Raw genomic sequence first — 12,265 nt, 5'->3', positions numbered from 1 at the left:
TTACGGCCGTCTGTTCCACTCCGCGATCGCGGGTCGCCCGTGTTCGGTGGACAGTCGGCTGACCGTGCCCGTGGCCAGCTGGAACAGCCGGCCCTCGGCGGGCGGAAGGCCCAGCCGGCGGGCGGTGAGCACCCGCAGGACATGGGCGTGGGCCACGAGGATCACGTCCCCGTCGGCCAGGGCCGGGGCCAGGCGGGCCAGCACCCGGTCGGCGCGGGCGCCGATCTGCTCGGGTGACTCGCCGTGGCTCTCGGGGCCGGGCGGTACGCCGTCGGTCCACAGGTCCCATTCGGGGCGGGCCCGGTGGATGTCGACGGTGGTGATGCCCTCGTAGCCGCCGTAGTCCCACTCGTGCAGATCGGGGTCGGGCACGACCCCGGTCAGGCCCGCCAGTTCGGCGGTGCGTATCGCCCGGCCCAGCGGGCTGGCCAGCGCAAGGGCGTAGGTCCGGTCGGTGAGCAGCGGGGCGAGGGACTTGGCCTGTTCCTCGCCGTGCTGGGTCAGGGGCAGGTCGGTCCAGCTGGTGTGCCGGCCCGACCTGCTCCACTCCGTCTCGCCGTGGCGGACCAGCAGGAGGTCCCCCACGGCGGGTCAGCCCTTCGTCTCGACCGCGTGGCCGCCGAACTGGTTGCGCAGCGCCGCGATCATCTTCATCTGCGGGGAGTCGTCCTGCCGGGAGGCGAACCGGGCGAACAGGGACGCCGTGATCGCAGGGAGCGGTACGGCGTTGTCGATGGCCGCCTCGACCGTCCAGCGGCCCTCACCGGAGTCCTCCGCGTAGCCGCGCAGCTTCTCCAGGTGCTCGTCCTCGTCCAGGGCGTTGACGGCGAGGTCGAGGAGCCAGGAACGGATGACCGTCCCTTCCTGCCAGGAGCGGAACACCTCGCGGACGTTCTCCACCGAGTGCACCTTCTCCAGCAGCTCCCAGCCCTCGGCGTAGGCCTGCATCATGGCGTACTCGATGCCGTTGTGGACCATCTTGGAGAAGTGCCCGGCACCGACCCGGCCCGCGTGCACATAGCCGTACGGACCCTGCGGCTTGAGCGCCTCGAAGATCGGGTGCAGCCGCTCCACGTGCTCCTTGTCGCCGCCGACCATGAGCGCGTAGCCGTTCTGCAGGCCCCACACACCGCCGGAGACACCGGCGTCGACGAAGCCGATGCCCTTGATGGCCAGCGCGGCGGCGTGCTTCTCGTCGTCCGTCCAGCGGGAGTTGCCGCCGTCGATCACCGTGTCACCGGGCTCCAGCAGATCACCCAGCTCGTCGACGACGGTCTGCGTGGCGGTGCCGGCCGGGACCATCACCCACACGTTGCGCGGCGCGTCCAGCTTCTCGACCAGTTCGGCCAGGCTCTTGACGTCGGAGACCTCGGGATTGCGGTCGTAGCCGATGACGGTGTGGCCGGCGCGGCGGATCCGCTCGCGCATGTTGCCGCCCATCTTGCCGAGACCGATGAGACCGAGTTGCATGATCAGTTCTCCTGAGCGTTCTTGAGGGTGCGGTAGGCGGCGACGAGGGCTGTGGTGGACGGGTCGAGACCGGGCACGTCGGAACCCTCGGTGAGGGCCGGTTCGACCCGCTTGGCGAGGACCTTGCCGAGCTCGACGCCCCACTGGTCGAAGGAGTCGATGTTCCACACCGCGCCCTGCACGAACACCTTGTGCTCGTAGAGGGCGATCAGCTGCCCGAGGACGGACGGGGTCAGCTCGCCGGCGAGGATCGTGGTGGTGGGGTGGTCGCCGCGGAAGGTGCGGTGCGCCACCTGCTCCTCGGGGACGCCCTCCGCGCGGACCTCCTCGGCGGACTTGCCGAAGGCGAGGGCCTGGGTCTGGGCGAAGAAGTTGGCCATCAACAGATCGTGCTGGGCCTTGAGTTCACCGCTCAGCTCGCCGACGGGCCGGGCGAAGCCGATGAAGTCCGCCGGGATCAGCTTGGTGCCCTGGTGGATCAACTGGTAGTAGGCGTGCTGCCCGTTGGTGCCCGGCGTGCCCCACACGACGGGCCCGGTCTGCCACTCCACCGGCTCGCCGTCCCGCTGCACCGACTTGCCGTTGGACTCCATGTCCAACTGCTGCAGGTAGGCGGTGAACCTGGACAGATAGTGGCTGTACGGCAGCACGGCGTGCGACTGGGCGTCGTAGAAGTTGCCGTACCAGATACCCAGCAGGCCGAGCAGCAGCGGCGCGTTGGCCTCCGCGGGCGCGGTGCGGAAGTGGTCGTCCATCAGCCGGAAGCCGTCGAGCATCTCGCGGAAACGGTCGGGTCCGATCGCGATCATCAGGGACAGCCCGATCGCCGAGTCGTACGAGTACCGGCCGCCGACCCAGTCCCAGAACTCGAACATGTTGTCCAGGTCGATGCCGAACTCGGTGACCTTCTCGCCGTTCGTGGACAGTGCCACGAAGTGCTTGGCCACCGCCTTTTCGTCGCCGTCGAAGGACTTCAGCAGCCAGGAGCGCGCCGAGGTGGCGTTCGTGATCGTCTCGATCGTGGTGAACGTCTTGGACGCGACGATGAACAGGGTCTCCGCCGGATCCAGGTCCCGGGTCGCCTCGTGCAGGTCGGCGCCGTCCACGTTCGACACGAACCGGAACGTCAACTCCCGTGCGGTGTACGGGCGCAGCACCTCGTACGCCATCGCCGGGCCGAGGTCGGAGCCGCCGATGCCGATGTTGACGACGTTCCTGATCCGCTTGCCGGTGTGGCCGAGCCATTCGCCGGAGCGGATCCGGTCGGCGAAGCCGGCCATCTTGTCCAGCACCGCGTGCACCTTCGGGACGACGTTCTCGCCGTCGACCTCGATCACCGCGTCCCGCGGGGCACGCAGCGCGGTGTGCAGTACGGCCCGCCGCTCGGTGACGTTGATCCTCTCGCCGCGGAACATGGCGTCGCGCAGCGCGAACACGCCCGTGGCGGTGGCGAGTTCCTGGAGCAGGGCCAGGGTCTCGTCGGTGATCAGATGCTTGCTGTAGTCGAGGTACAGGTCCCCGGCCCGTACGACATACCGCTGGGCGCGGCCGGGGTCCGCCGCGAACAGCTCCCGCAGGCGCGGCTGCCCCTCGGCGCGGTGGTCGGCGAGCGCCGTCCACTCGGGCCGGTTGGTGAGCTTCGGAAACTCGGACTCTGCCATCTCAGGCGTTCTCCTTGGCGGCCTCGCCCTTGAGGGCGATGGCGTACATCTCGTCGGCGTCGAGGCGGCGCAGCTCCTCGGCGATGAGCTCGGAGGTGGGGCGGACCTTCAGGGCCAGGGTGCGCGGCGGCTGGCCCGGCAGGGTCAGGGTCGCGAGGGGGCCCTCGGGGCGGTCGATGACGATCTCACCGTTCGCGGTGCCGAGGCGTACGGCCGTGACGACCGGGCCCGCGGTGACCACGCGGTCCACCGCGACCTTCAGGCGGGCCTCCAGCCAGCGCGAGAGCAGCTCGGCACTGGGGTTGTCGGCCTCGGCCTCGACGGCCGCCGAGGTCACCTGGGTCCGGGCCTGGTCCAGGGCGGCGGCCAGCATCGACCGCCACAGGGTCAGCCGGGTCCAGGCGAGGTCGGTGTCGCCGGGGGCGTAGTTGCGGGCGCGGGTCTCCAGGACCTCCATCGGCCGCTCGACCGCGTACAGGTCGGTGATCCGCCGCTGTGCCAGCGCGCCGAGCGGGTCCTTCGACGGCGTGTCGGGCGCGTCCACCGGCCACCACACGACGACGGGCGCGTCCGGCAGCAGCAGCGGCAGGACGACCGAGTCGGCGTGGTCGGACACCTCGCCGTAGGTGCGCAGCACGACGGTCTCGCCGGTGCCCGCGTCCGCGCCCACCCGCACCTCGGCGTCGAGCCGGGAGTGGGTGCGGTCGCGCAGGGTGCGGGCCTGCCGGCGGATGACGACCAGGGTCCGCGAGGGGTGCTCGTGCGAGGCCTCCTCGGAGGCCTTGATCGAGTCGTAGGCGTTCTCCTCGTCCGTGACGATGACCATCGTCAGGACCATGCCCACGGCCGGCGTGCCGATGGCGCGGCGGCCCTGCACCAGCGCCTTGTTGATCTTGCTTGCCGTGGTGTCGGTCAGGTCGATCTTCATGGCCTGCGCCAGCTCCGTCCGTCTCGTGCGAGCATCTCGTCCGCTTCCCTCGGTCCCCAGCTGCCGGACGCGTACTGCGCCGGCCTGCCGTGTGCCGCCCAGTACTCCTCGATCGGGTCGAGGATCTTCCAGGACTCTTCCACTTCCTGGTGACGGGGGAACAAATTCGCGTCGCCGAGCAGCACGTCCAGGATGAGCCGCTCGTACGCCTCCGGGCTGGACTCGGTGAACGACTCGCCGTAGGCGAAGTCCATCGACACGTCCCGGATCTCCATCGATGTGCCGGGCACCTTGGAGCCGAACCGGACGGTCATGCCCTCGTCGGGCTGGACGCGGATGACGATCGCGTTCTGGCCCAGTTCCTCGGTGGCGGTGGAGTCGAACGGGGAGTGCGGGGCCCGCTTGAAGACCACCGCGATCTCGGTGACCCGGCGGCCCAGCCGCTTGCCGGTGCGCAGATAGAAGGGGACGCCCGCCCAGCGGCGGTTGTCGACGCCCAGCTTGATCGCCGCGAAGGTGTCGGTCTTCGACCTGGAGTCGATACCGTCCTCCTCCAGGTAGCCGACGACCTTCTCGCCGCCCTGCCAACCGGTCGTGTACTGGCCGCGCACGGTGTGCCTGCCGAGGTCCTCCGGCAGCCGCACCGACTTCAGCACCTTCAGCTTCTCGGTGAGCAGCGCCTCCGCGTCGAACGCGATGGGCTCCTCCATGGCGGTCAGCGCCATCAGCTGCAGCAGGTGGTTCTGGATGACGTCACGGGCGGCGCCGATGCCGTCGTAGTAGCCGGCCCGGCCGCCGATGCCGATGTCCTCGGCCATCGTGATCTGCACATGGTCGACGTACGACCGGTTCCAGATCGGCTCGTACATCTGGTTGGCGAAGCGCAGCGCCAGGATGTTCTGGACCGTCTCCTTGCCGAGGTAGTGGTCGATGCGGAACACCTGGTCCGGCTCGAACACGTCGTGCACGATCGCGTTCAGCTCGATGGCGCTGGCCAGGTCGTGGCCGAACGGCTTCTCGATGACCGCGCGCCGCCAGGCACCCTGCGGCGGACTCGCCAGGCCGTGCTTCTTCAGCTGCCGCACGACCTTCGGGAAGAACTTCGGCGGCACCGAGAGGTAGAACGCGAAGTTGCCGCCCGTGCCGCGGGAGGTGTCCAGCTCCTCGACGGCGTCCTTCAGCTGCTTGAACGCGGTGTCGTCGTCGAAGTCGCCGGGGATGAACCGCATGCCTTCGGCGAGCTGCTGCCACACCTCCTCGCGGAACGGGGTGCGCGCGTGCTCGCGCACGGAGTCGTGCACGACCTGCGCGAAGTCCTGGTCCTCCCACTCCCGGCGGGCGAAGCCGACGAGGGAGAAGCCCGGCGGCAGCAGACCGCGGTTGGCCAGGTCGTACACCGCCGGCATCAGCTTCTTGCGGGACAGGTCACCGGTCACACCGAAGATGACCAGCCCGGACGGGCCCGCGATCCGGGGCAGCCGGCGGTCGCGGGTGTCCCGCAGCGGGTTCACCCAGTCGGCCGCCGGGGCCACCGGCACGCGCACCTCCTCGGGCGCCGGGGTGCCGCGCACCTCCTCGGGTGCCGCGGCGGCGGATGCGTTGTCGGTCATCGGGCGTCAGCTCCCTTGCTCTTCAGGGACTTCGCTACGGCGTCCAGCAGCTCCTGCCAGGCCGCCTCGAACTTCGCGACGCCCTCGTCCTCCAGCTGCTGGACGACCTCGTCGTAGGAGATGCCGAGCCGCTCCACGGCGGCCAGGTCGGCGCGGGCCTGGGCGTAGCCGCCGGTCACCGTGTCGCCGGTGATCTCGCCGTGGTCGGCGACGGCGTTCAAAGTGGCCTCCGGCATGGTGTTGACGGTGCCCGGCGCGACCAGCTCGTCCACGTACAGGGTGTCCTTGTACGCGGGATCCTTCACCCCGGTGGACGCCCACAGCGGACGCTGCTTGTTCGCCTTGTCCCCGCCGAGCGCCAGCCAGCGGTCCGAGGCGAAGACGTCCTCGTACGCCTCGTAGGCCAGCCGGGCGTTGGCGAGGGCCGCGCGGCCCTTGAGACCGAGGGCCTCCTCGGTGCCGAGGCCGGTCAGCCGCTTGTCGATCTCGGAGTCCACGCGGGAGACGAAGAAGGACGCCACCGAGTGGATCGTGGACAGGTCGATGCCGCGCTCGCCGGCCTTCTCCAGGCCGGCCAGGTAGGCGGCCATGACCTCGCGGTAGCGCTCCAGGGAGAAGATCAGGGTCACATTGACGCTGATGCCGAGGCCGATGACCTCGGTGATCGCCGGCAGGCCCGCCTCGGTGGCCGGGATCTTGATCATCACGTTGGGGCGGTCGACCAGCCAGGCCAGCTGCTTGGCCTCGGCGACGGTGGCCGCGGTGTCGTGGGCGAGGCGCGGGTCGACCTCGATGGAGACCCGGCCGTCACGCCCGGCGGAGGCGTCGTACACCGGGCGCAGGATGTCGGCGGCGTCGCGCACGTCGGCGGTCGTCATCATCCGCACGGCCTCGTCGACCGTGACCCCCCGTACGGCGAGGTCGGTGAGCTGCTCCTCGTAGCCCTCGCCGGAGCCGATGGCGGCCTGGAAGATCGACGGGTTCGTCGTGACACCGACGGCGCTGCCGCTCGCCACCAGGTCGGCGAGGCTGCCCGAGGTGATCCGCTTCCGCGACAGGTCGTCGAGCCAGATCGACACGCCCTCGTCGGCGAGGCGCTTGAGGGCTCCCGGGGTCGCGATTGCTTCGGTCACAGTGATCATCTTTCTTTCGCGTCGGTAGTGAGGCGCCAGTTGACGGCGTCGGTGTCAGGCGCGCGCGGCGGCGAGCGACTCGCGGGCCGCCGCGGCGACGTTCTCGGGGGTGAAGCCGAACTCGGCGAAGAGGGTCTTCGCGTCGGCCGAGGCACCGAAGTGCTCAAGGGAGACGATGCGTCCCGCGTCGCCCACGTACCGGTACCAGGTCAGACCGATCCCGGCCTCGACGGCGACCCGGGCCTTCACGGCCGGCGGCAGCACCCGCTCGCGATACTCGCGGGGCTGCTCCTCGAACCACTCCACGGAAGGCATCGACACCACGCGCGTGCCAATCCCCTCGGCCTCCAGCCGCTCCCGCGCGGCCACGGCCAGCTGCACCTCGGAGCCCGTCGCGATGATGATCACCTCCGGGACCTCGGTCGAGGACTCGCGCAGCACATAGCCACCCTTGGCCGCGTCCTCGTTCGGCGCGTACACCGGCACGCCCTGGCGGGTGAGCGCGAGCCCGTGCGGGGCGGGGTTCGTGGCGTGCCTCTTCAGGATCTCGGCCCAGGCCACCGCGGTCTCGTTGGCGTCGGCCGGGCGGACGACGTTCAGGCCCGGGATCGCGCGCAGGGAGGCCAGGTGCTCGACCGGCTGGTGGGTGGGGCCGTCCTCGCCGAGACCGACGGAGTCGTGCGTCCACACGTAGGTCACCGGCAGCTGCATCAGCGCCGACATCCGCACCGCGTTGCGCATGTAGTCGGAGAAGACCAGGAAGGTGCCGCCGTAGATCCGGGTGTTGCCGTGCAGGGCGATGCCGTTCATCTCCGCGGCCATGGAGAACTCACGGATGCCGAAGTGCACGGTACGGCCGTAGGGGTCGGCCTCGGGCAGCGGGTTGCCCTTCGGCAGGAAGGAGCTGGCCTTGTCGATGGTGGTGTTGTTCGAGCCGGCGAGGTCGGCGGAGCCGCCCCACAGCTCGGGGAGGACCGGGCCGAGGGCCTGCAGCACCTTGCCGGAGGCGGCGCGGGTCGCGACCGACTTGCCCTCCTCGAACACCGGCAGCGCGTCCTGCCAGCCCGCGGGCAGCTCGCCCTTGCTGACGCGCCCGAACAGCTCGGCGCGCTCCGGCTGCGCGGCACGCCACTCGGCGATCCGCTTGTCCCAGGCCGCGTGCGCCTCGGCACCCCGGTCCAGGGCCCGCCGGCTGTGCTTCAGGACCTCGTCCTCGACCTGGAAGGACTGCTCCGGGTCGAATCCGAGGACGCGCTTGGTGGCGGCGATCTCGTCCGCGCCGAGCGCGGAGCCGTGGGAGGCCTCGGTGTTCTGCGCGTTCGGCGCGGGCCACGCGATGATCGTGCGCATCGCGATGATGGAGGGGCGCTCGGTCTCGGCCTGCGCCGCCCGCAGCGCCGTGTGGAGGGCGGGGACGTCGATGTCGCCGTCGGCGGTGGGCTCGATGCGCTGGGTGTGCCAGCCGTAGGCCTCGTACCGCTTCAGTACGTCCTCGGAGAAGGCGGTCGCGGTGTCGCCCTCGATGGAGATGTGGTTGTCGTCGTAGACGAAGACCAGGTTGCCGAGCTTCTGGTGGCCGGCCAGCGAGGAGGCCTCGGCGGAGACACCCTCCTCCAGGTCGCCGTCGGAGACGATCGCCCAGACGGTGTGATCGAAGGGGGAGGTGCCTTCGGGGGCCTCGGGGTCGAACAGGCCGCGCTCGTAGCGGGCGGCCATCGCCATGCCGACGGCGTTGGCGACACCCTGGCCGAGCGGGCCTGTGGTGGTCTCGACACCCGCGGTGTGCCCGTACTCCGGGTGGCCGGGGGTCTTCGAACCCTGCGTACGGAACGCCTTCAGGTCGTCCAGCTCCAGCTCGTAGCCGGAGAGGAACAGCTGCGTGTACAGGGTCAGCGAGGTGTGCCCGGGGGAGAGGACGAAGCGGTCACGCCCGGCCCACTCCGGGTCGGCCGGGTCATGACGCATCACCTTCTGAAAGATCGTGTACGCGGCAGGCGCCAGGCTCATCGCCGTGCCCGGGTGGCCGTTCCCCACCTTCTGCACCGCGTCGGCCGCCAGCAGGCGGGCAGTGTCCACGGCACGCCGGTCGAGGTCGGTCCACTCGAAGCCATCGGATGTCTGCGTGGTCATCTTCAAGAAGTCCTCGTTCAGTGCGGGTGTGCTGACCTGACGCGTTCAAATTTAAAAGTCTGACTTTTTCGAAGAAAGGTCGGGGTGTGTCAGCCTGTGGTGAATCTGGGACAGTGATCGCGCGACGGGACGGCACGAAAAGGACATGGCAGACACAACGCCTCAAGCTGAGGGATCCGGTGCGGGGGGTGAGGGCATCAGAACCTTCCCCTTCCCGACCGAACTGTCCGTCGGCGGCGTCGGCATGCAGATCGGCCCCATGGGGACCGACCGCACCTGGCACGCCGACGCCCCACTGCATCGCGTCCACCGCATCGACTTCCACGTCGTCATGCTCTTCACCGGCGACCCCGTACGCCACATGATCGACTTCGCCGAGTACGAGGCCGGCCCCGGCGACCTGCTGTGGATCCGCCCCGGACAGGTCCACCGGTTCTCCCGGACGAGCGAGTACCGCGGAACCGTCCTGACCATGCAGCCCGGCTTTCTGCCGCGTGCCACCGTCGAGGCCACCGGCCTGTACCGCTACGACCTCCCGCCCCTGCTGCACCCCGACCCGCCCCGTCTCGCCGCCCTCCAGGCGGCCCTCGACCAGTTGCGCCGCGAGTACGAGGACACCGCCACACTCCCGCTCAGTCTGCACACCGCCGTACTCCGTCACACCCTGACCGCGTTCCTGCTGCGCCTCGCCCACCTCGCGGCCAGCTCCGCGGAGGCCACCCGGCAGCAGACGGACAGTACCTTCACCCGTTTCCGGGACGCTGTCGAGCACGGCTTCGCCGCCAACCACATTGTCAGCGCCTACGCCGACGCCCTCGGCTACTCCCGCCGCACCCTGGTCCGCGCCGTCCGCGCCGCCACCGGCGAGACTCCCAAGGGATTCATCGACAAACGCGTCGTCCTGGAGGCCAAACGCCTCCTCGCCCACACGGACATGCCGATCGGCCGGGTGGGTGTGGCCGTCGGCTTCCCGGACGCGGCGAACTTCTCGAAGTTCTTCCAACTGCACACCGGGCAGACGCCGGTGGGTTTCCGGGCGGAACTGCGATAGCGGCACAAGGCCGTGACGGTTCGACGGCTCCTGTTGCGCCGCCGTGACAGGGAATGACCGAATCCGCCGAAAACGATCAATAAGTTCGATCGGGCAAGACGCCGATTCTCATGGCCCCCGCACAGGAGGAGACAGGCGACCTGCGGCTTACATCCCTTTGGCTCTTCACCGAGGAGACCCGCATGCCGACATGGAAGACGCCCCGCCGGGCAGCCCTTCGGGCCCTGGCCGGCACGGTTCTGACGGCCGCTGTGGCCGGCACCCTGCTCGCCCCCGCCGCGAGTGCCGTCGCGTCCCGGGCCCGGACCGGGACGCCGGCGCCGGTGCACACCGAGAAGCTGGTGGACGGCAGCACGGCCGAGATCTACAAGCTCGGGGCCCACCACTACCGCATGGAGATCATCGACAGGGATGCCGTCTACGCCAGGCTGGAGGCGAACCAGCGCGACGCCGGCGTGGACGCGAACGACATGTTCGTCGTCCTCACCTTCGACGGGCAGGTGCACTCCTGGATCGGCGGAGGCCACCGGGGGCCCGGCGGCTTCAGGCTCCCCGACGACTCGACCGCCAAGGTCACGAAGGTCGGCCCCCACCACTACCGTGCCCGGATCATGGACCGGGGTCATGTCGTCGCCAGGCTGGAGGCGAACCAGCGCGACGCCGGCATGGACGGCAACGGCCTGTTCGTCGTGCTCACCTTCGACGGGGAGATCAGCGCCTCCCTCACGTGACGAGCCGGGGGCCGGCCCCGTGGGCGCGGGCCGGCCCCCGTTCGCCGGGCGATCAGTGCCCGAAGTCGAACCAGTTCACGTTCACGAAGTCCGCCGGCTGGCCGCTGGAGAAGGTCAGATAGACGTCGTGGGTGCCGGTCACTGAGCTGATGTTGGCCGGGACGGTCCGCCAGGACTGCCAGCCGCCCGTGTTGCCCACCGCGAAACTGCCGATCGGTGTGCTGGTAGGGCTGTCCAGACGTACCTGGACCAGACCGCTGACACCGCTCGCGGCCCCGCTGGCCACCCGGCCGTAGAACTGTGTGGCCGGCGCAGAACCGAAGTCGACGCCCTTGTACAGCGCCCAGTCACCGTTCGCGATGTACCCGATGTCCTGGCCGCCGCCGGTGTCCGTGGTCGTCTCGGTGCTGATGCCGGACTGGCTGTCGTAGGACTCGGCCTGAATGGGGCTGTAGGCGTCGCGGTTGCCGGACGGCGGGGGAGTGGTGCCGCCTCCGCCCGAGGACTGCAGGACCTGGACGTAGTCGACGACCATCGGGTGGCCAGGCTCCGTGGCGCCGGTCGGGCCGCCGCCGAAGGCCGCCGGGAAGCCGCCGCCCATCGCCACGTTCAGGATGACGAAGAAGCCGTGGTTCGTGGCGTTGGCCCAGGTCGTGGCGTCCACCTGGTTCGCCGTCACCGTCTGGTAGTTCACGCCGTCGACGTAGAAGCGGATCGCCTCCGGGCTCACCGAGCGGTCCCACTCCATCGTGTAGGTGTGGAAGCCCGACTGGCAGGTGGTGTTCGGACAGGCGGTGGAATTGCCCAGGCCCGTGGTCTCGTTGCAGGGGCCGCCGGGACTGGTGCCACAGTGCATGGTGGCCCAGGTCTTGTTCAGGCCGTTGACGTTCTCCATGACGTCCAGCTCGCCGACACCCGGCCAGTTCTGGTAGTTGCCGCGGTACGGCGCGCCCAGCATCCAGAAGGCCGGCCAGTAGCCCGCGGCCGCGTCCCCGGTCACGTTCGGCATCTGGATCCGGGCCTCCACGCGCAGCTTGCCGCCCGCCGGGGGCTGGAAGTCGGTGCGGGTGGTCTCGATCCGCCCGGACGTCCAGTTGCCGGAGGCGTCGCGACGGGGGGTGATGAGCAGGTTGCCGTTGCCGTCGAGTGCGACGTTGTTCGTGCTGGACGTCATCGACTCGACCTCGCCGGTGCCCCAGTTCGCGGCCCCGCCAGGATACGAAGTCCCGGTGTCGTACTGCCAGTTGGAGGTGTTGACGCCGGACCCCGCAGCGCCGTTGAAGTCGTCCAGGAAGACCTGGGTCCAGCCGGACGGCGCGCCGGGTGCGGAGGCGCTGGCGGGGAGGGTGGCGGTCGTGGCGGCCGCGGCCGCCAGGCCGAGGGTGGCGAGTACGGCGACGAGAGCGCGACGGAATGAGCGCCGCCGTCTGTGATCCGCAGGGGGTATGCCGGAGGTTTCGCTCATGGGGGTGCCTCTCGGGTACGGAGTGGGGTGCGCGGGTGGGCGTTCGAGAGCGCCAGGACTGTCTGAGAGCGCTCTCAAAGTGGGCC

At 70.0% G+C, this 12,265-nt stretch carries 10 protein-coding genes; 2 read left to right on the top strand and 8 right to left on the bottom strand.

Annotated features, from left to right (window positions below; all coding sequences use genetic code 11):
• Genes AV521_RS14960 through tkt form a run of 7 tightly spaced genes read right to left on the bottom strand, consistent with a single transcriptional unit; the run spans nucleotide 1 to nucleotide 8,932 of the window.
• Nucleotides 1–585 carry a histidine phosphatase family protein gene (locus AV521_RS14960; RefSeq protein ID WP_076088427.1) on the bottom strand — a complete coding sequence of 195 codons (585 nt, stop codon included), beginning with the start codon at nucleotides 583–585 and terminating at the stop codon, nucleotides 1–3.
• A gap of 6 nt (nucleotides 586–591) precedes the next feature.
• On the bottom strand, nucleotides 592–1,470 hold the full coding sequence (gene gnd, locus AV521_RS14955; protein ID WP_076088425.1) for a phosphogluconate dehydrogenase (NAD(+)-dependent, decarboxylating): 879 nt from the start codon (nucleotides 1,468–1,470) through the stop codon (nucleotides 592–594).
• A gap of 2 nt (nucleotides 1,471–1,472) precedes the next feature.
• Nucleotides 1,473–3,131 carry a glucose-6-phosphate isomerase gene (gene pgi / locus AV521_RS14950; RefSeq protein WP_076088424.1) on the bottom strand — a complete coding sequence of 553 codons (1,659 nt, stop codon included), beginning with the start codon at nucleotides 3,129–3,131 and terminating at the stop codon, nucleotides 1,473–1,475.
• Nucleotide 3,132: 1 nt separating this feature from the next.
• Nucleotides 3,133–4,059: a glucose-6-phosphate dehydrogenase assembly protein OpcA gene (gene opcA / locus AV521_RS14945; protein ID WP_076088422.1), complete on the bottom strand. Its 927-nt coding sequence runs from the start codon at nucleotides 4,057–4,059 to the stop codon at nucleotides 3,133–3,135.
• Nucleotides 4,056–5,669, bottom strand: a complete 1,614-nt coding sequence (zwf, locus tag AV521_RS14940) for a glucose-6-phosphate dehydrogenase (RefSeq protein ID WP_076088420.1) — start codon at nucleotides 5,667–5,669, stop codon at nucleotides 4,056–4,058. Before zwf ends, opcA begins: the two co-directional genes overlap by 4 nt.
• Entirely contained in the window at nucleotides 5,666–6,811 is a 1,146-nt protein-coding gene (gene tal, locus AV521_RS14935; protein ID WP_076088418.1) for a transaldolase, read from the bottom strand. The genes zwf and tal overlap by 4 nt, the downstream gene beginning before the upstream one ends.
• 45 nt (nucleotides 6,812–6,856) lie before the next feature.
• Entirely contained in the window at nucleotides 6,857–8,932 is a 2,076-nt protein-coding gene (gene tkt / locus AV521_RS14930) for a transketolase (RefSeq protein ID WP_076088416.1), read from the bottom strand.
• A 145-nt stretch (nucleotides 8,933–9,077) separates the two neighbouring features.
• Between tkt and AV521_RS14925 the strand changes: the two genes are divergently transcribed.
• On the top strand, nucleotides 9,078–9,983 hold the full coding sequence (locus AV521_RS14925) for an AraC family transcriptional regulator (protein WP_076088414.1): 906 nt from the start codon (nucleotides 9,078–9,080) through the stop codon (nucleotides 9,981–9,983).
• A 182-nt stretch (nucleotides 9,984–10,165) separates the two neighbouring features.
• The gene (locus AV521_RS14920) at nucleotides 10,166–10,714 is read left to right on the top strand and encodes a hypothetical protein (RefSeq protein ID WP_076088412.1); all 549 of its coding nucleotides are present in this window, start codon (nucleotides 10,166–10,168) and stop codon (nucleotides 10,712–10,714) included.
• Between the two features lie 52 nt (nucleotides 10,715–10,766).
• On the opposite strand, the gene AV521_RS14915 is transcribed toward AV521_RS14920, so the two are convergent.
• Nucleotides 10,767–12,179, bottom strand: a complete 1,413-nt coding sequence (locus AV521_RS14915) for a glycoside hydrolase family 16 protein (RefSeq protein WP_076088410.1) — start codon at nucleotides 12,177–12,179, stop codon at nucleotides 10,767–10,769.
• Between the last annotated feature and the right edge of the window lie 86 nt (nucleotides 12,180–12,265).

Origin of the sequence: Streptomyces sp. IMTB 2501 (assembly GCF_001953885.1) — a bacterium.
GTDB lineage: Bacteria > Actinomycetota > Actinomycetes > Streptomycetales > Streptomycetaceae > Streptomyces.
This window is presented reverse-complemented; position numbering and strand designations above follow the sequence as displayed.

Bases quoted from the DNA above. Each gene is read 5' to 3' on its own strand.
- opcA (WP_076088422.1), bottom strand. From the start codon at position 4,059: ATGAAGATCGACCTGACCGACACCACGGCAAGCAAGATCAACAAGGCG.
- zwf (WP_076088420.1), bottom strand. From the start codon at position 5,669: ATGACCGACAACGCATCCGCCGCCGCGGCACCCGAGGAGGTGCGCGGC.
- AV521_RS14920 (WP_076088412.1), top strand. From the start codon at position 10,166: ATGCCGACATGGAAGACGCCCCGCCGGGCAGCCCTTCGGGCCCTGGCC.
- gnd (WP_076088425.1), bottom strand. From the start codon at position 1,470: ATGCAACTCGGTCTCATCGGTCTCGGCAAGATGGGCGGCAACATGCGC.
- tkt (WP_076088416.1), bottom strand. From the start codon at position 8,932: ATGACCACGCAGACATCCGATGGCTTCGAGTGGACCGACCTCGACCGG.
- AV521_RS14925 (WP_076088414.1), top strand. From the start codon at position 9,078: ATGGCAGACACAACGCCTCAAGCTGAGGGATCCGGTGCGGGGGGTGAG.
- AV521_RS14915 (WP_076088410.1), bottom strand. From the start codon at position 12,179: ATGAGCGAAACCTCCGGCATACCCCCTGCGGATCACAGACGGCGGCGC.
- tal (WP_076088418.1), bottom strand. From the start codon at position 6,811: ATGATCACTGTGACCGAAGCAATCGCGACCCCGGGAGCCCTCAAGCGC.
- pgi (WP_076088424.1), bottom strand. From the start codon at position 3,131: ATGGCAGAGTCCGAGTTTCCGAAGCTCACCAACCGGCCCGAGTGGACG.